At 67.2% G+C, this 17,167-nt stretch carries 18 protein-coding genes and 5 pseudogenes; 6 read left to right on the forward strand and 17 right to left on the reverse strand.

Features of this window, described 5'->3' with window-relative positions; all coding sequences use genetic code 11:
* Nucleotides 1-114 precede the first annotated feature (114 nt).
* The 3 genes and pseudogenes from AOK17_RS36450 to AOK17_RS36460 all read right to left on the reverse strand — a co-directional run bounded on the left by AOK17_RS36450 (nt 115) and on the right by AOK17_RS36460 (nt 2,378).
* Nucleotides 115-884, reverse strand: a pseudogene (locus AOK17_RS36450) (transposase).
* A 32-nt stretch (nt 885-916) separates the two neighbouring features.
* Nucleotides 917-1,648, reverse strand: a complete 732-nt coding sequence (locus AOK17_RS36455; RefSeq protein WP_055616888.1) for a DUF6082 family protein — start codon at nt 1,646-1,648, stop codon at nt 917-919.
* Nucleotides 1,649-1,862: 214 nt separating this feature from the next.
* Complete coding sequence (locus tag AOK17_RS36460) at nt 1,863-2,378, reverse strand: GNAT family N-acetyltransferase (protein WP_055616901.1); 516 nt, start codon at nt 2,376-2,378, stop codon at nt 1,863-1,865.
* A 247-nt stretch (nt 2,379-2,625) separates the two neighbouring features.
* On the opposite strand from AOK17_RS36460, the pseudogene AOK17_RS50970 reads away from it, so the two are divergent.
* A pseudogene (locus AOK17_RS50970) lies at nt 2,626-3,009 on the forward strand (helix-turn-helix domain-containing protein); the annotation flags it as partial.
* Nucleotides 3,010-3,066: 57 nt separating this feature from the next.
* Here AOK17_RS50970 and AOK17_RS36470 read toward each other — a convergent pair.
* The 4 genes from AOK17_RS36470 to AOK17_RS36485 form a co-directional block, all read right to left on the reverse strand.
* The gene (locus AOK17_RS36470; RefSeq protein WP_055616902.1) at nt 3,067-4,272 is read right to left on the reverse strand and encodes an ROK family protein; all 1,206 of its coding nucleotides are present in this window, start codon (nt 4,270-4,272) and stop codon (nt 3,067-3,069) included.
* Between the two features lie 13 nt (nt 4,273-4,285).
* Entirely contained in the window at nt 4,286-5,566 is a 1,281-nt protein-coding gene (locus AOK17_RS36475; protein ID WP_079053474.1) for a sugar ABC transporter permease, read from the reverse strand.
* Nucleotides 5,563-6,339 carry an ATP-binding cassette domain-containing protein gene (locus AOK17_RS36480; protein ID WP_055616890.1) on the reverse strand — a complete coding sequence of 259 codons (777 nt, stop codon included), beginning with the start codon at nt 6,337-6,339 and terminating at the stop codon, nt 5,563-5,565. Before AOK17_RS36480 ends, AOK17_RS36475 begins: the two co-directional genes overlap by 4 nt.
* 112 nt (nt 6,340-6,451) lie before the next feature.
* A complete protein-coding gene (locus tag AOK17_RS36485) occupies nt 6,452-7,543 on the reverse strand; it encodes a sugar ABC transporter substrate-binding protein (protein WP_055616891.1) in 1,092 nt (363 codons plus the stop codon).
* Between the two features lie 373 nt (nt 7,544-7,916).
* On the opposite strand from AOK17_RS36485, the pseudogene AOK17_RS54125 reads away from it, so the two are divergent.
* A pseudogene (locus AOK17_RS54125) lies at nt 7,917-8,081 on the forward strand (hypothetical protein); the annotation flags it as partial.
* Here AOK17_RS54125 and AOK17_RS54130 read toward each other — a convergent pair.
* From AOK17_RS54130 to AOK17_RS36505, 4 genes are all read right to left on the reverse strand, one after another.
* Complete coding sequence (locus tag AOK17_RS54130; RefSeq protein ID WP_157881471.1) at nt 8,075-8,383, reverse strand: helix-turn-helix domain-containing protein; 309 nt, start codon at nt 8,381-8,383, stop codon at nt 8,075-8,077. The pseudogene AOK17_RS54125 and the gene AOK17_RS54130 overlap by 7 nt on opposite strands.
* Nucleotides 8,384-8,414: 31 nt before the next feature.
* Nucleotides 8,415-9,431, reverse strand: a complete 1,017-nt coding sequence (locus tag AOK17_RS36495; RefSeq protein ID WP_055616893.1) for an NADPH:quinone oxidoreductase family protein — start codon at nt 9,429-9,431, stop codon at nt 8,415-8,417.
* 47 nt (nt 9,432-9,478) lie between these two features.
* A complete protein-coding gene (locus AOK17_RS36500) occupies nt 9,479-9,844 on the reverse strand; it encodes a MerR family transcriptional regulator (protein ID WP_055616894.1) in 366 nt (121 codons plus the stop codon).
* A gap of 281 nt (nt 9,845-10,125) precedes the next feature.
* Nucleotides 10,126-10,404, reverse strand: a complete 279-nt coding sequence (locus tag AOK17_RS36505) for a hypothetical protein (RefSeq protein WP_055616895.1) — start codon at nt 10,402-10,404, stop codon at nt 10,126-10,128.
* A 169-nt stretch (nt 10,405-10,573) separates the two neighbouring features.
* Between AOK17_RS36505 and AOK17_RS50975 the strand changes: the two genes are divergently transcribed.
* Nucleotides 10,574-11,143: a hypothetical protein gene (locus AOK17_RS50975; protein WP_157881472.1), complete on the forward strand. Its 570-nt coding sequence runs from the start codon at nt 10,574-10,576 to the stop codon at nt 11,141-11,143.
* Between the two features lie 27 nt (nt 11,144-11,170).
* Complete coding sequence (locus AOK17_RS36515; protein WP_055616897.1) at nt 11,171-11,659, forward strand: universal stress protein; 489 nt, start codon at nt 11,171-11,173, stop codon at nt 11,657-11,659.
* A gap of 288 nt (nt 11,660-11,947) precedes the next feature.
* On the opposite strand, the gene AOK17_RS50980 is transcribed toward AOK17_RS36515, so the two are convergent.
* From AOK17_RS50980 to AOK17_RS36530, 3 genes are all read right to left on the reverse strand, one after another.
* Nucleotides 11,948-12,133 carry a hypothetical protein gene (locus AOK17_RS50980; RefSeq protein ID WP_157881473.1) on the reverse strand — a complete coding sequence of 62 codons (186 nt, stop codon included), beginning with the start codon at nt 12,131-12,133 and terminating at the stop codon, nt 11,948-11,950.
* 258 nt (nt 12,134-12,391) lie between these two features.
* Complete coding sequence (locus AOK17_RS36525; protein WP_055616899.1) at nt 12,392-12,598, reverse strand: hypothetical protein; 207 nt, start codon at nt 12,596-12,598, stop codon at nt 12,392-12,394.
* A gap of 403 nt (nt 12,599-13,001) precedes the next feature.
* A complete protein-coding gene (locus tag AOK17_RS36530; RefSeq protein ID WP_055616900.1) occupies nt 13,002-14,138 on the reverse strand; it encodes an amidohydrolase family protein in 1,137 nt (378 codons plus the stop codon).
* A gap of 475 nt (nt 14,139-14,613) precedes the next feature.
* Here AOK17_RS36530 and AOK17_RS49205 point away from each other — a divergent pair, with 475 nt between their 5' ends.
* Nucleotides 14,614-14,925 (forward strand): transposase, encoded by a 312-nt coding sequence (locus tag AOK17_RS49205; protein ID WP_157881475.1) that lies wholly within the window; start codon nt 14,614-14,616, stop codon nt 14,923-14,925.
* Here AOK17_RS49205 and AOK17_RS36535 read toward each other — a convergent pair.
* A pseudogene (locus tag AOK17_RS36535) lies at nt 14,898-15,230 on the reverse strand (transposase); the annotation flags it as partial. The gene AOK17_RS49205 and the pseudogene AOK17_RS36535 sit on opposite strands and share 28 nt — an antisense overlap.
* Nucleotides 15,231-15,305: 75 nt before the next feature.
* On the opposite strand from AOK17_RS36535, the gene AOK17_RS54135 reads away from it, so the two are divergent.
* Nucleotides 15,306-15,491 (forward strand): transposase, encoded by a 186-nt coding sequence (locus AOK17_RS54135; RefSeq protein WP_206190898.1) that lies wholly within the window; start codon nt 15,306-15,308, stop codon nt 15,489-15,491.
* Here the strand turns inward: AOK17_RS54135 and AOK17_RS36540 are convergent.
* Nucleotides 15,436-15,976 (reverse strand): annotated as a pseudogene (locus AOK17_RS36540) (transposase); the annotation flags it as partial. The gene AOK17_RS54135 and the pseudogene AOK17_RS36540 overlap by 56 nt on opposite strands.
* Before the next feature lie 111 nt (nt 15,977-16,087).
* Entirely contained in the window at nt 16,088-16,960 is an 873-nt protein-coding gene (locus tag AOK17_RS36545; RefSeq protein WP_206190899.1) for a lipase family protein, read from the reverse strand.
* Nucleotides 16,961-17,167 lie beyond the last annotated feature (207 nt).

The raw sequence follows: 17,167 nt of genomic DNA on the forward strand, positions 1-17,167 counted from the left end.
GGCCACAGCGAAGTTCTCGACATCTCACCGCTTACCGTGCACGAACTCGTAAAGGTTGTCCCGTAAACGATCTTCTACGGATCGAGGCGCAGGGCTGACCAGTGGCACCAGCCGTTATCCCGTGAGAGCGAGATTGTGGAGGCGGGCGATGCCGAGCATGGCGTAGTGGGCGCCGTCGCCTTTTAGGCGGCAGTCGCGGAGGATCTTCCAGCCCTTCATCCGAGCGAAGGCATGCTCGACTCGGGCGCGGACCTTGCGGTGCGAGGCGTTGTGATCCTCCTCCATGCCGGCAGTTCGGTCTGACCGCGCGCGCGGCGATGCGGAATGACCATACCGGTGCCCCGGTAGCCGCCGTCCGCGATCACCGTGGTCCTGCCGACAGCGTCCTTGGCGCCTGATAGCTCCCATGCCTTGCAGTCATTGCGGTTGTCGGGCAGCGGTCGGCCGACCACGACAACGAGTCGGCTGTCGGCGTCGATCACGACCTGGTGGTTGGTGGAGTACCGATAGTTCTTGGACTGCTCGGCTACCTCGTGGTCACGGGTGGGAACCAGGGTGCCGTCCACGATCAGGACAGTGTCCTTGGAGAACCGGCGCCGCGGCCGCAGAGACATCAGCGGGCCGAGGTGGTCGATGATCCGGTCTGCCGCAGACTTCGAGATGCCGAACAGCAGGGCCAGCTGGCGCATCGTCAAGTTCGTGCGCCAGTAGGCCGCGACCAGCAGCACTCGGTCCTCCAGAGGCAGGCCCCAGGGCCGTCCCCGGCCAACCGCGTCGGCCCCCTCACGCCGCAGCGCGGTCACCAACTTCCCGAAGCAGCGCGGGCTCAGCCGGGAGAACGGGCCTATCCAAGACGGCTCCAACGCCGTGATCACACCAGTCACACCATGATCATCCAACTCGTGCCCAACGGCCCTCAGCGCCGACTGCGCAACAGCGATCCGAGTGCCAAGCCGGTACCCAGGCCGATCAGGGCGCCGGCCGCCGTCCACCATACGGGCGCCGCTCCTGCGGCAGGCACGTCGGGCGGACTCGGGGCGACGGCCGAGCGCGTCGGCGGTCCGGCAGCAACAGCGCGAGCGTGCTCCTCGCCCACGATGGCCAGGAAGCGACGACCGATACGGCTTCCTGACGAACTGGCGGTCCATGAGGTGCGGGCCCTGCTCCAGTAGTGCCGCCCAGCCTCTCCGGTGAACATCCCGGACAGCATGTCCCGCAGGAGAGGCTCGCGAATGGTCCCGATCTCGTAACCCATCCAGGCGTAGTTCATCATGAGGTCGGCATAGACATGCCGCTTCCGCTCATGGGGATCGGCGATGTCCGTGTCGCCCCAGACAGGCTGGTAAAGCGCCATGTCCTCAAGTTCCAGGCGAACCAGTTCAAGGTAGTAGCTGCGAATCCCCTGGACCTGCTCCGCCCTGGCCTGCCGGTTCTGGACAATCAGCGAACCGGCAACACCGGCCAACGCGAGCGCCGAGACGATCGCCGACGTGAAGCCGTACGCGGCGCCGATCTGACTCAGCCTGTTCCAGTCCACGCCATTGGAACCGGCGACGTCCTGCAGCACGAAAGGCGACAACAACAGCGCCGCCAGCACGGCCGCCGCAACTGCGACCAGCCCCAGAGCCCTGCCCACCCGGCGAGCCACTGATGCTCCAGCCGCAGACCGATGACGAGCTATCAGGTAAATCACCCCCAGACGAGCCTGCCCCAGTGGCTAGGTCGAACCATGGGGCAGCCTATGCGCAGCCGTCATGCTCGGCAGCACCCGCCTGCACCAGCTCACCTTCGCCGACCGGGCGAGCGCCCCTTGCAGAGAAACCGCCGCCGCATCGGCCCGAAGATCGATTACAGGACAGGCCTTAGAGATGGTCGAAGGGCGCGGCGTATGTGAAGGTGCCGCGCAGTGTCGGCTCGTACGCCGAAAGGGTCCGTACCTGGAAGTACTCGCCATAGTCGGGGTCCGGCGGGGTGATGCCGTAATGCATGCCGGGGCGGAAGCCGTAACGGCCGTAGTACGCAGGGCTGCCGAGCAGCGCGACGAGCGGCTCCCTGAGAGCGTCCGCCGCACCGAGCACGGCGTGGACCAGCGCCAGCCCGACGCCGCGACGCTGCTGGTCGGGGCGCACACTGAGCGGGCCGAGCCCCAGGACCGGGGCGGCGTCGACGTGTCCCCGGGTACAGATCACATGTCCGACGACCTCATCCCGCTCATTCACCGCCACGAGCGACAGCTCCGGCAGCCAGCCCTCGCAGTCGTGCAGTTCGTCCAGCAGAGCGACCTCGGCAGGGATCGCGGTCCCCTGCTTGGCGAACGCGGCTGCGGTGACAGCGCGTACGGCGGGAATGTCGGCGGGCGCTTCGCGTCGGATCAGCACCGGCACAGTCTGGGTGTCGGAGCTGCGCGGGCGCAAAGGAATTAGGTTCTGCCGAACCAAACAACACTGCCCGGGCCTCGAAACGCGGATGCGGGGCGCCGGAGATCCTCGGCTCCGCGAGCGCCATCGGTCCCCAAAGCAAGCCCTCGGTGGAGTCCCTTCGCAGCTACACAACTCGGTCCCACGGCCGCCAAGTGGAGTCAAAACCGACCTACCAATGGAGTCACTTGTCACTGACGAAGCCAACCCTGAACCTACCGGCATGACATGCCAACAGCTCAGCGAACTCATTGCCACGCTGTCTCCTGCGCTGGAGGTTCAACGCGAGCGAGTGCTCCGCGCACGTCGCGGTCACGAGCGCCTGGTCGCCCCCGGCACAGGTGCCAAAGCCAAACTCACCCCAGCCGAGGGAATCCTGGCCACCGTATTCCACCTGCGCAAACTCGCCACCATGGATTTCCTCGGTCAGCTCTTCGGCGTCACCGCGATGACCATCAGCCGCGCGAAACAGGAGGCCCGACCACGGCCACCACATCAACACCTCAACCGCCCGCCTCCGCACACCGGCTGACGTCGCGCCTTCCTCGCTTCCGACCCCACTCCAAGCAAGGCCAAGAAGACAAGTCAATGATCTGCACGCCCTAGGCGCCGCGCTCCGGCCTTCGTGCCGGACGCGTCGCTGTACTGGCTATGCACCGGCGCGGGCCAGCGTCTCCAGAGGGCCGACCAGGATCTCGGAGAAGGCGAGTTCGGCGGCTCCGATGAGCACCGCGTCGTCGCCGAGTTCCCCCACTCGCAGCCGCAGGTTCTCGCGGGAGGCTGTGAGGGCAAGGCGGTTGATACGGCTGCGGATCTGGGCGGCCGAGCCGAGGAACACCTCGCGGAGCGTCCCTCCGAAGATGACCGTGCGCGGGTTGAGCACATTGACCAGGTTGGCGACGCCGATGCCGAGCCAGTCGCCGACGTCGTGCAGGGCGGCGCGGGCGGTGATGTCGCCCCGGTCGGCCGCTTCGACGACGGCGCGTACGGCTTCCCGGCCGGTGGCCGACGGGTCGCGCTGCGCGGCCTCCAGCAGGGCGCGTTCCCCCGCCTCGGCTTCGAGGCAGCCGCGTGCCCCGCAGCCACAGGGCCTGCCATTTCGCGGGTTGACGACCATGTGCCCGATCTCGCCGCCGTATCCACAGTCGCCGCTCAGCAGTTGGCCACCGGTGATGACACCGCCGCCGATGCCGATGTCGCCATGCAGGTACACGAGATCCTGGCAGCCGGCTCCGGCACCGCGCAGGTGCTCCGCGAGCGCACCGAGACTGGCCTCGTTACCCACCGAGACGGGAAGGCCGAGGCCCAGCCGGCGCATGAGGTCCTCGCCGAACTCCTCGTCCTCCCAGCCGAGGTGGGGGGCAGCGCGGACGAGGCCGTCGGGTCGGCGCACCATCCCGCGGACGGCGGCGGCCACGCCGACGCAGTAGGTGCCGTGCCGTGCTGTGCCCACCATTTCCAGCGCGGAGCCGGCGAGGACCTCGGCCACCTTGCCGGCGTTGCGACGGCCGGGAAGCACGGGGATCTCCCTGTAGTCGAGGAAGACCCCGCCCAGGCCGATGCGGGCGGCGGCCAGCCGGTCCACGCCCACGTCGAAGGCGAGGACGTACACGCGGTCGGACTCGGGCCGCACGACCAGGGACGGCCGGCCCGCCCTGCCGGTCTCACGGGGCAGTTCCTCACGGACCAGGCCGGCCGAGCCCAGCTCGCTCACCAGACCCAGGATGGTGCTGCGGTTGAGTCCCATGCGCTCGGCCAGGACGGCCCGCGACATGGATCCGCCGATGTGCACATGACGGAGCAGGGTGCCGAGGTTGTGCCGGCGAATCTCCTCCTGCGAGGGACCGGCTTTCATGGAACCCCAGACCTCATCGTTGTACGGCCCGGCGACGGGACAGCGCATCCACGCCTGCGGCCACCAGCAGAACCGAACCCGTGACAGCGTACTTGACCCCTGAGCTGTACCCCATCAGGCCCATGCCGTTCTGGATGACCGCGACCACCATGCCGCCGAGCACGGCGTCAACGACCCTGCCCCGCCCGCCGAACAGGCTTGTCCCGCCGATCACGGCGGCGCCGACCGCCAGCAGTAGCACGTTGCTGCCACCGGTGTTGGGGTCGACCGAGTTGCCCCGGGACGCGGCGATGATGCCGCCGACCGCGGCCAGGGACGAGCAGATGACGAACGCGGAGATCCGGATGGCTGCCACGTTGATGCCGGCCCGGCGGGCCGCCTCGGCGTTGCCGCCCACCGCGTAGATGTGCAGGCCGAACGAGGTGCGCTGGAGCAGGAACGTACCGGCGACGAGCAGGACGGCGATGACCGGCACCACGATCGGCACGCCCTTGAGTGAGTCGACGATGACGTTGCGGCTGCGCTCCTGGTTGAGCAGGTGGACGGCGATCGCACCGAGCACCGCCAATCCGCCGATCCTGACTGCGAGCAGGGTGAGTGGAGCGGGGGCGAGCCGGCGCCGCCGGCGGTTGCGGTTCTGCCGGAGCTGGATCGCCGCGTACACCCCGACACTGACGGCGAGCAGTACCCAACCCAGCGCGGGGGAGAGGTTGTTGTTGGCGACGGCCAGGATCGTCTCGTCCCGGATCGAGATGTTGGTGCCTTCCTTGAGCAGCATCAGCACGATGCCCTGGAACCCCAGGAAGGCGGCCAGGGTGACCACGAAGGAGGGGATGCCGACCTTCGCCACCAGGAGGCCGAGCATCAGGCCGATGAACGTGCCGGTGAGGATCGCCGCGCCGGCCGCGCCGTACCAGGGCCATCCGTGGTCGGTGAGCAGGATGGCCAGGACGGCGGCGCAGACCCCGCTGGCGTACCCCGCGGACAGGTCGATCTCGCCGAGGAGGAGGACGAAGACCAGGCCCATGGCGATCGCGATGCTGCCCGCGCCCTGGGTCAGCAGGTTGGCGAAGTTCAGCTCGGACAGGAAGACCGGGCGCAGGACGGCGAAGAACACGCACAGGACGATCAGGCCGAGTACGGCGGGCAGGGCGCCCAACTCGCCGCCGCGTACTCGATCGACGTAGTTCCGGGCGACCGAGCGCAGACTCGTGGCTCCGGCCGCTCCGTTCTCCTTCGGCATACCGGGACCGCGTGGCAGTTCCGGCTTCTCGGGGGCGACTGCGGCGGTCATGCGGTGACTCCGTTGCTGTGGGCGAGGCCGAGGTCCCCGCTGCGGCCCGACGTGATGAGTTCGACGACCTGGGAGTGCGTCACGTCCGACGTGCTGACCTGGGCGGCCATCCGGCCGAGGTAGAGGGCGGCGATCCGGTCGGACACCGCGAAGACGTCGTTCATGTTGTGCGAGATCAGGACCACGGCGAGACCGTTGTCGGCCAGCCGCCGGACCAGTTCGAGGACCTGTGCCGTCTGGGCGACACCGAGCGCGGCGGTGGGCTCGTCCAGGACGACGACCTTGCTGTTCCACAGCACGGCCTTGGCGATGGCCACGGTCTGCCGCTGGCCGCCGGAGAGGCTGGAGACCTGCTGGCGGATGGACTTGACGGTGCGTACCGACAGCCCGTCGAGGGTCTGGGCGGCCATCTCCTCCATCGTCGCGTCGTCCAGGACGAGTCCCCGGCGCTTCTCGCGGCCGAGGAACATGTTCTGGACGATGTCGAGGTTGTCGCAGAGCGCCAGATCCTGGTACACGATCTCGACGCCCAGGGCCGCCGCCTCGCGTGGGCTGTGCATCTGGACCTGCTCACCTTCGAACCAGTACTCGCCGCCGTCGATCGGGTGGATCCCGCCGATGCACTTGACCAGGGTGGACTTGCCTGCGCCGTTGTCTCCGACGAGGGCGGTCACTTCCCCTGGGTGGACGTCGAAGGACACGTCGTGCAGTACCTGCACGGCGCCGAAGCTCTTGTCGATCCCCCGCAGTCGAAGGATCGGGGTCGCTGTCATGGAAGACGGCTCCTTACGGTCGTGAGGCCGCGGGTCCCGGGGAGGTGGGAGCGCCGGGACCCGCGTTCGGGCCGGCCGGACCAGGGGTAGTGGTCCGGCCGGCCGGTCAGGGCTACTTGATGCCGGCCTTGGCGCACAGGGCGGCGTACTTGCCCGTGCACAGCTCTTCCTTGGTGACGAAGCCGTCGTCCACGACGTCCTTGACGTTGTCCTTGTAGATGGCCACCGGCGTCTCCAGCACGGACGGGACCTTGCGCTTGCCCTCGGGGTCCTCGACGGTCGCGTTCGTCTCGCCCTTCTCGCCCTTGGCGAGGGAGATGGCGAGCCTGGCAGTGGCGTCGGCCTCCTTCTTGACCGCCTTGTAGACGGTCATGCACTGGTCGCCCGCAAGGATGTTCTGCAGGCCCTGCACAGTGGCGTCCTGGCCGGTGACCGGGACCTCGCCGTTGCGGTTCTGCTTGCGAAGGACGGCGATGGCCGCGTTGCCGAGACCGTCGTTGGCGGCGAGCACGCCACTGATCTTGGGCTCGCTGGTGAGCATCTGCTCGAAGATGGTGCCGGCCTGGGCGTTGTCCCAGTCCGGGACGGACTGGTTCGGGCCCTTCACATAGTCGCCCGACGCGTACTTCGGGTCGAGGACGCCGTTGTAGCCCTCGGCGAAGAGAGTGGCGTTGTTGTCCGTCGGGGAGCCGTTGAGCGTGGCGACGATGGGCTTCTTGGCCTTCATGTCGCTCAGGCACTTGCTGAGACCCTCGCCCTGCAGCTTGCCGACCGCGGTGTTGTCGAAGCTCACGTAGTACTGGGCGGAGCCGCCGAGGGTGAGCCGGTCGTAGTCGATCGTGGCGACGCCCTGCCCTTTGGCCTTGTCCAGAACTGCCTTGCCCGTGCCGCTGTCCAGGTTCACGATCACCAGGACGTTCACGCCGCTTGTGATCATCTGGTCCGCGATGGTCTGGAACTCCTGCTTGTCGCCCTGGGCGTTCTGGATGTCGAACTCGACGCCGGCAGCCTTGAACGCCTCGGAGAGGTACTTGCGGTCCGCGGTCTCCCAGCGGGCCGAGGACTTGCTGTCCGGGAGGATCACACCGATCTTCGGCTTGGCGTCGGAGCCGGAGTCACTGTCGTCCGACGAGGAGTCGCCGCAGGCAGTGAGCGAGCTGACCAGTGCCACCGAGGCGGCGGTGAAGAGGAGTCCCTTGCGCATGGGCAGGGTCCTTTCTGGTGTTACGGCCGGACGGCCGGACGTACGAGGGTGGTGAGAAGGAAGGCGAGAAGTGCGCTCTCGGGGGAATTGCCGGGTGTCGGGTGATGCGCCCGGCTGAATGTTGTGAGCGGGAACTTACGGCGGTCCGGAACCGGTGCGCCAGAGTGCGGGAGACGCTATTTGTCATCCGCCATAACAATTAGGTGACGCTGTCGCAACGTGGCTACGTCGCCGCCTCCTGTGCGCCGGGAGAGAGCATGAGGCCGTACGGGGGCCGGCCGTGCAGTAGTGGCCCGTGGGCCGCGTGACACCGAGTGTCCGCGCCGAGGGCTCTTCCACGGCCGTCACCGCGTCCCCGCCCGCGCGCGTCGGCATGCGCGTGTGCACCACGACCGGACCGGAGTTGGGCCCGCACCGGGAGCCGGACGGCGGGCCCTTCTGGGTCACCATGGAACTGTTCATGCGCGACACCGAGGGCTACCGCGTGGCAGCAGACGAGTCCTTCCTCAACGAGCGCACGGTCGCAGGGTTCTACGGCGTCGACGAGACGGTGCGGCGACTGCGCGAGACTCCTTCACCCTCGAGCTCACATGTGATCCGGGACGCCGACCACTTCTCGATGCATCGGAGTGCCTCGATCCTGGCCACGATGTCCGCGTTGGCCGAGGGCGGCCGGTGTTTGGGTGCTGAGGAACGGTCGAGCAGACCGAGTTCACCACAGCGACGGTAGCGGTTGCCCCAATTCGACGTGTACGAGCGGGCGATGCCCGTCTCGGCCGCCACGTGAGCGATCGGGCCTCGCGGCAACGTCGGATGAGGCGCGGCCGCCCCTCGGGGCACAGGGGTGCGTTGCGGTGGGGCACAGGCATTCTCAGCGCCAGGGATCGAGGGCGTGCTTGCCGCGGGTCTGCCCGGCTTCGAGTTGGCGCAGCACTGACGGCCCCTCGGCCAGGGGGTGCACCTGTGGGGTGCCGGGCGGGTACACGCCGTGAGCGATGAGTGCGTCGATCTCGATGAGCAACGACTGGTAGAGGGACGGTACTGCGGTCGCCAGCGCGCCGATGTGCAGGCCCTTGAGCTGGACTTGGTGCTTGAAGACCAGGTCATGCGTGGTCACGGTGGCATCGCCGGAGGCGGCACCGAACACGACGACGCGTCCGGTGAAGGGTTTGGTGATCGACAGACTCACCTCGAACGTGGCCTGTCCCACCGATTCCAGGACCAGGTCGACCCCGCCAGTCAGGCGGGTAATCTCCTCGGCCAGATCGGGGCGCGCGCTGTCCAGGACTTCGTCGGCACCGAGCGCTTTGACGGTGTCGTGCTTGGCCGGTGACGCCGTGGCGATCACACGTGCACCATAGTGGCGGCCGAGGCGGACGGCAGCCTGCCCCACGCCTCCGGCCGCTGCGTGAACGAGCACCACCTCACCCGTCTTGATCTCGCCCAACGGCTTCAGTGCCGCCAATGCGGTGGCCCAGTTCAGCACCAAGCCGAGGGCTTCGGTGTCGCTCCAACCGGAGGGCACGGGGAGTACACCAGTGGCCGGCATCGTCATGTACTGCGCGAAGGCGCCCGGTCCGGCTCCGACGACGTGGGTGCCGAGCGGAAGCGGGTTCTCGACGTCCGGGCCGATGCCCACGATCTCGCCGCCGGCTTCGAAGCCCGCCACATAGGGGGCCTGCGGGCCTCCTTCGTAAGTGCCATGAGTCTGCATGACGTCAGCGAAGTTGACCCCGGCGGCGCCTACACGGATCAGGTACTCGCCGGGCCCCGGGGTGGGTCGGCGTTGATCGGTCGTGAGGGTCAGGTCCTTCGGTCCCTGTTGCGACCGCTGGACCAGTGCTCGTACCGTCTGCCCGGCGCCGCGCTGCTGCTCGATGATCTCCATGCACGAAACGTAGGAGTCTCACACTTGCGTCAAGGTCAAGTGGCGGGTCATGGGCCAGTGCGCCGAGCCTCCTGTAGGTAGGCATCGAGCGCCGCCCGCTGATCGTTGAGAACGGCGATACGCGCAGCGAGGCGATCACGATGGCTCTGCACCTCGCGCAGGAACTCCGCGTGCACCACATCCGTGCCACCATCGGATTCGTCAGTGATGCTGGGCAGAGCCTCCTTGATCAACCGCACGGGCAGTCCGGACTCCAGCAGCGAGCGGATGACGAGCACCCGGTCGACAGTGGACTGGCAGTAGTCGCGGAACCCATTGCTGAAACGACCGGGGACGATCAAGCCCTCATCCTCGTAGTGTCGCAATGACCGCGGGCTCGCACCGCTGGCTCTGGAAGCTTCGCTGATCTTCATATCTGGAGGCAACGTCCAGGCGCACCGCGGTCTTCCAACAACTGGCGCGACGCAGGTAAGACTTGATCACGCGTCAACGACCTCATGTCCCGCAACAGCCGGCGCTCTAGGTTTGCTCGCCGTAACTGAGGGATTCACCGCTACCGGCTCGCACCACTGACCGGACCTCATCGGACTGCCGTCGCACTCGTCGGCGCCGCCGGCATCCAGCCGGCCCCGGCACCGTTCCCGCGTGACCGGCACCCTCGTACGGAACCCTGCCCCGAGGGCCGAGTCGTACGTCACCCAGCGGGTTCGATACGAAGGACGGCGCCGGCGTCGCGGATCTCGACGACCTTCAGGCTCATGGCGTCGTTGATGGTCGCGGCGGGTCCCTCGCCGCAGCTGAGCCCTACACCGCCGCTGCCCTTCGAGGACACACCACCGCCCCCGGAACAGCCTGAAACGCTGTAGCCCGACCCAGTCAGCGGCGCGACCATCTCGACCTCACCGCCGGTGATCGCCGTGACCTCGATCGGACCCAAGCCGTACTTTTCCGGCACTGTCACGACGTCCCCCACAGCGACCTCGATCTCACACGTCCCGTCAGCGCACGGCCCGGTTGGCGAAGGCGACAGCGTGGCCGACGCTGTGGAAGTTGGCCTGGGGTCCGACTCCGGTGCCCCAGAGCCGGATCCACTGGGCCGGCCCTCGGCAGGGGAGCCGTCCGAAGGATCCGGGGAACACGACATGAGAGCAGTGAACACGACAGCGACGACAACGGCGGCGACGGCGGTGGATGACGTTCTACGCATCATGGCCGCCATTGAACCGCGTCACGGCCGGGACCCCTCCCCACTGCTCGGCCTGGGTCGGCATGGCGTCGGAGCAGGACAGACGGCCCGCGACGATGGTGCCGGCGGCGTGGGCGGGCGGGTGATCGATGCGATCAAGGCAGTGCAGCCGATCTCTCTCCGATATGTTGTCGCGCAGCATGCCGGTCGCCACGCCTTCGAGTACGAACCGGATGACCAGGTGGGAGGCAGTTTCACGCGCATCAGCGGGCACTTGGGACGGGCGGTGGAAGACATCGGACTCGCCGACGCTCTGAGTCGGCTGGTGCCTGTCTGCAGCGGGCTACCCAACGCCGGATCCCTGGCGGCCCTGTTCGGCGGCTTTGCCTGGCGGCGAATCGTGCGCGACTACGACACCGATGTGAAACTGGGCGAGTGCACCCAGCTCGGCCTGTCCTCCGCGCCCGCCGCGCTGGTCTGCTCGACGCCGGCGTTGTTGGGTAGCGCCACGTCCGTGGGGAGATGACTCACCTGGCCATCGGAGGGCGAGCGGATGGCCGTCATCGCGTGGATCGTCGAAGGCACCTGGCCTGCATGCGTGGACGCTGCCGGTGCCCACGCGCTGGACGACGCCGAGATCGTCATGCTCCATGTGACGGGCCATGAGATCCCGGACGCCGCGCACGGTGCCTTCGCCGGCCTGCCAGGCCGCGGCCACCCCGAACGCGACCCCGGCACCCGCCTGGAACACCTCGCCGCCACCGCCACCAACCAACTACTCCAAGACTCCGCCGACCGCCTCGGCCGCCCCTGTACTCGCATGGAGCGCACCGGCCGCGTCGAACGGGAAGTTGTGGCCGCCGCGCAGGGCGCGGAGTTGCTCATCGTCGCCCGTGACGGCGACCGCAGCCGCCCGGGCCCCAAAAGCATCGGCCCGGCCAGCCGCTTCGTCGTCGACCACGCCCCTTGCCCGGTTCTCCTGATCTGGCCCGAACCGACAGCCGGCCTCGCCGGTATCCCGCCGCTCCCGCACCACGGGTAGCGTCGCACCAGACCGAGGACCAGACCAGGGACCAGGCCGGGCTGCTGGCCCGGCGCAGTGGAAACCAGCGCCCACTCGAGACGATACTCGGGCCTTGTCCGTGCCTGTCATCGGCCACACAAAACGATACGGACGGGCCCCCGGGGTCGTGAACCGGTCGGACGATGAGTGTGATGAACAGGCGCTGGATCTCGTTGCAGGACAGCGGGACGAGGTCAGCACCGACTCGTCGTCCTTGGCGCCGACCTCGGGTACGTGATGGAGGAAGTGACCGCCATTGAAGCGCTCTCACAGCTCGAGGCAGGTGACGGTGTGGATGCCGACATCGACGAGCGTGCTTGGCGTAGGTCCGAGACGCTTGCCCAGGTGCCGCACTGCGGTCAGCAGGCAGGCGTGGCGCTGGCCGAGGACTCCTGGCGCCATGACCGAGTCGAAGGAGTAGTCCGCATCAGGAGCCGGATCTGCTTGCTCCACAGAACGGCCGGCACGATGGCTTGGGCGAAACGTACCGGACCGGTCGTCGGGTCGGTTGCCAGGAGAACGACGGCGCTTCGAACCGTCATGTGGCGGACGGAGCCGTGAACATGGCTACTTAGGGATGACGTGCCCGAGTCCGTGAGAAGCGAGCGGGGCACGGAACGGCTTCCAGATGTCGGGTGCGGCCAGGTTCGTGAAGAGTCCGGTACAGGTGTTCGTGTCGCCGCTCACGAGGCCGTACACAACTGCCTTGGCTCATGCCCCGTGTCGTTCAAGAACAATGCGGGCCGTGCGTGCCATGGCCTCGTCGACCATCTCGCCCTGGAAGGTCACGGCGCCCGTCCCTTCTCTCTGTGCCGACTCGACCGCCGCGATCAGCTCCGCGCAGCGGGCGAGTTCGGCTGAGCTGGGCGAGAACACCTCGTTGATCACGGGCACATGGGAGGGACGGATCGCCATCATGCCCTAGTAGCCGAGGGAGCGGTTCTGTTCGGCGAAGGCGCGAAGCCCTGGCAGGTCGCCGACCCGCGTCCACAGTCCGCTGACCGGGCATGGCGCGGGTCAGCACATACACGACCGCCGTGAACACGGCCCGCTCGTCACACGGAGCGGTCCCGCCGCCCTGGGAGTTGAATGACGGCAGCAACGGTGCGACCAGCTCCCACAGGCCGTCAGGAACCAGCCGCTGCGACAGATCGACACCCACAAGCAGCAATGATGCCGCAGCTCACCACACGAGCACGTGAGACATCCTCTTAGAAGAGCCTGTATGAGACCGCGTTATGGGGCAGCCGCGCATCGCATACTTCGGCCGTACTCTCGCCTTACAGCGAAGCGTTCTTTCACTCCGGCCGGCGCTGGCGTATCACTTCACGGACACTTTCATTCTGAACAGTTTCTCTGCATTTCGGAATGCAATCTTTTCCTTGTCTTCGCGTGGCAAATCGACTCCGCGGAACCAGTCGGTCTGCTCTTTTATGTCCGCGAACGGGTAGTCGGTTGCGAACATCACTCGATCCACGCTTATGTACTTCAGCAGGAGTTCGAGCAGTTCGGTCTGAGGGAATGCGCTGGTTGTGACCCAGAAGTTGTCCTGGAAGTATTGCCCGATGGGCTTCTCGAGCGATTCTTTGGTCGGCTCGCCCATGTCATTGACGATCCGCTCGTAGTAGAAGGGAAGGCCTTCGCCCATGTGGCCGATGATGATTTTCAGTTTGGGGAATCTGTCGAAAACCCCGTACGCGATCATCCGGATGCATTGGGTCAGCACTTCCTGGTGCCAGCCATATCCAGACCCACTGAAAATGTAGTCTTGGTACTCTTCCGTGTATTTGGACCGTGTGGTGCTGTAGTAGATCTTGAAGACCTCGTCAGCCGGATAGCCGGGATGCAGGTAGATCGGCACATCGAGAGCAACGGCACGTGTTAGCACAGGCTCGAAATCGGGATGATCGAGATACTTCTTCGCGATGTGTCCGTTGGTCAGTGCGCCCAAGAAGCCATCTTCCCGAACCGAGCGTTCCAGTTCGTCCGCCGCCGCCTCCGGGCTCTGCAAGGGCAAGGTGGCGAAAGCCTTGAAGCGGCCCGGATATTTGGCGATCGGCCCGTCTGCAAGTTGCCGGTTAAGGCGATAGGCAAGGTCGATGCCCCTTTGCCCAGGGACATTTTGTACGGAGGGTGTATGAGCAGAGAGGATTTGAACGTTGAGTCCCCCCGCATCCATATCGCCGATGCGGCGTTGACCTAGATCCGAAAGACCAATTTCCTCAAGGAACGCTATGTGATCCTGATTGATGGAGTTCAGCTTCAACAACGTGGGAGTCGAAAAGGTCTCCTCCGTGCCGATGAAGGGCAGGTCCTGGTCCCGCCGTGAAATGTCCGAAGTCTTGTCCGAAGTCTCGTTCTCGCTCACTTCCGAGACAATGGCGTGCGTGGACAAGCCGGCACCAATGCCAAGTGCCGTGCTGGCGGTGAGAAAGCCGCGGCGTCCCATGGGCTTCATGTCAGTCCCTCTCTTCAGGCGTTTGTGTGGTGAGGTATCCGTACGGCATCCGTCTGCGAGATGCTTCAGGGGATCTTCGCGTCCTGCTCGCGCACCGCGGCAGCGCTCAGGTCGAGGAACCGCTCGCCGGTGCGCAGCGGCTGTGGTGGAGCTGACGACCGCCCGCGTGCGCGCTCTGCGGGCCGGCCGCGGCGGGCCCGCACTGTTGTCGGCGTGTGACCCCGCATGCGGCGACAGGGAACGCCGTCGCCAGCGCCTTGGTGGCCGCCTCCAACCGCAACCGGCCGGGCTGCGCTTTCCCCGATGGTGCTGCGTCGACTGCCATCACTAGCCTTCTACATACGGGTTGCATCGCTTATCCGCATGCCTACTTCCTACCGAGCGAACCTGAGACGAACGTTAAAGAGCTGCTCACGCGCTCTGCTAAATGATCAGTTGTGGGAGCTTCTCGAGCCGTTGCTTCCGCCGTGGCCCGATGAAGGCGCCCGGTCCGCGGCCGGTGCCGGATCGGCAGTGCCTGCAGGGAATCTTGTACGTGCTGCACACCGGGATCGGCTGGGAAGACCTTCCGCAGGAACTCGGCTTCAGGCCAGGCATGACGTGCTGGCGGCGGATCAAGCGGTGGATCAACGCCGGGGTGTTCGACGATCTGCATCGGATCCTGCTTGCCCAGCTGAACGCGGCAAACGAGATCGACTGGTCCCGGGCGGTGATCGACGGCAGCCACATCGACACGAAAAGGGGGTCCCGGACCTTGAGTTCGCCCCCATTTCCAGCCCCCACGTGAGCGGAGTCGAGGACCACGCGCGAGACGTCGATGAGGCCGGCGTCATCGAGTCGGTGCAGCACCGCCTCGTGCGGCCGGGCCCACACCCCGGCCCGCGACCAGATCAGGAACCGGCGGTGCGCGGTCGACTTCGATATCCCGAAACACGGCGGCAGACCCCGCCAGGCACAACCGCTGACCAGCACGTAGATGATCGCCGCGAACAGCGTCTCATCCGGCGTGTCCTGCGTTCCGCCGCGCTGTGGCCGCACCTTCGGCGGTGGGATCAGCGACTCGGCAATCTCCCACAGCCCGTCCGGAACAATTCAACTCCACGTACCCCGCCCCATGAACAACCCAGCGAGCGATCACCACATAGGACACCGTAGCTGGTCGCACCGTTGCTGCCGTCGTTCAACTCCCGTCCGCAGGGCGGCGGGACCGCTCCGTGTGACGAGCGGGCCGTGTGCACGGCGGTCGTGTATGTGCTTACCAGCGGGTGCGCCTGGCGGCATCTGCCGGAGACGTTCGGATGCCGTCGGCCCACACGTACACGTAGTCGACCTCGGATAGGTCGCGGTCCATGAAGGCGGCGTGGTCGGCCTGCCACTGCTGGGTCAGCCGGGTGACCGTCGCCGGGGAAAGCCCGGCTGGGCTGCCCAGGAACTGCTCCAGGGCGGGCACGAAGTCACCGGTGGACAGGCCGTGCAGGTAGAGCAGGGGCAGCACCTCGCTGACCTTCGGCGACTTGCGGGCACCACGGCGGCAGGATCGCCGAGGAGAACCGCTTGCGCTCGCCCGTGGCCTCGACTACCCGCTTGTCGTTCACGCGCGGGGCCTTCACCTCGACCGCCCCGGCCGCGGTGGTGACCTTCCGCGGCTGGTGGTAGCCGTTGCGGACGACCAAGCGGTGGCCCTTCTCGTCTCGCTGATCAGCCAACTCGGCTATATATGCGTTGACTTCGGCCTCTAGCGCGGCGGCCAGCATCCTTCGTGCGCCCTCGCGGACGATCTCGTCGATCAGAGAGGAGCCGTTGGCGGTGGTGCCGTCGGCGTTCACTACGCTGAGCACGGGCGTGCCTTCCCAACCCGCGGCAACGCGGGCCTACTCGATCCCAGTCAATCGATCACTCGGGAACGTACGCCCTTCGCGTGTGCCCGCCCGAGCCGTCGGCGGAGCCGCTCACGCCAGACCGTCCGTGATCGCCTGCCCGCACAGCCTGTCCGTCAGATACGCGGACGCATCGTGCGCCGTCGCACCGTTGTGTACCACCGCGCAGCGCACCTGCGCCCCGAACGCCGGGCGCAGGTCTTTCACCAGGGCGACCACGTCCCCGGCGTCGGCCAGGTTCGTCCACACCAGCCGCTCGCCGCCGGGCCACACCCCGCGCGGCCGGCCGCCAAGGGTGACCGGTGACGGCTGGAGGCGGTGCAGGATCAGGTTCGAAATCCCCAGCGGGGACCCGATGGTGACCAGGGCCCGCACCTGGTGGCCGGGGCGCGCGCACAGCGCCTCGTAGGCGACCACCGAGCCCAGCGAGTGCGCGACGACGACCCGTGTGTCCTCGCCGATCTGGTCGGTGACCCGGGCCAGGGCCTGCGCACGCAGGCCGGGGTCGGTGAGGTATCGGCTGACCTGCTTCAGGTCGAACACCATCGCCCGCAACGCGACGCCGGCGAAGAACCGCGACCCCGACAGGGCCCGCAGCCCAGCCTGCACCGACCGCGGTGTCGAGACCAGGGTGTCCTCCGCGTCCGGTGGGACCACGGCCGGATCGCTGTCGGCGGCCGACTGCCACCAGGCGAGCAACAGCTCCTGTTCGAGGCCTTCTTCGGCATTCGCGGCTGTGTAGGGGGGATCACCGACGGCGAGGAACTCGCCTTGGGGGCGGAACAGGTCGCCGTAGAAGGCCACCGCTACATCCGGCTCCGTCAGGGGACGGGGCACCCGGGCGCGGGTGAGGCCGTCGTTGAGGGCCGGTAACCACAGTCGGCGCAGCGACTCCTCGCCGAGCGTCTGCTTGCCGACACCGTGCACCGCCACCACACGCGCCATGCCCCGTGCCCCCGAACTCGTCCCCGAAATACCGTGCTGAGCACTGCAGAGCGAGTCAGAGGGGCAAGCGCCGGAAATCTGGAAGAACCCGGCCCAGCGCACCCGAAGCTGGACATCCGGCCGCTGGCCCGGCCTGTATGCGGTATCGCGCCCACCAGCGAGTACGGCGCGGAATGGGACCAGGCCCGCGAGGTGCGCACCGCGATC

The organism is Streptomyces phaeochromogenes, assembly GCF_001418655.1.
Taxonomy (GTDB): Bacteria; Actinomycetota; Actinomycetes; order Streptomycetales; family Streptomycetaceae; genus Streptomyces; species Streptomyces phaeochromogenes.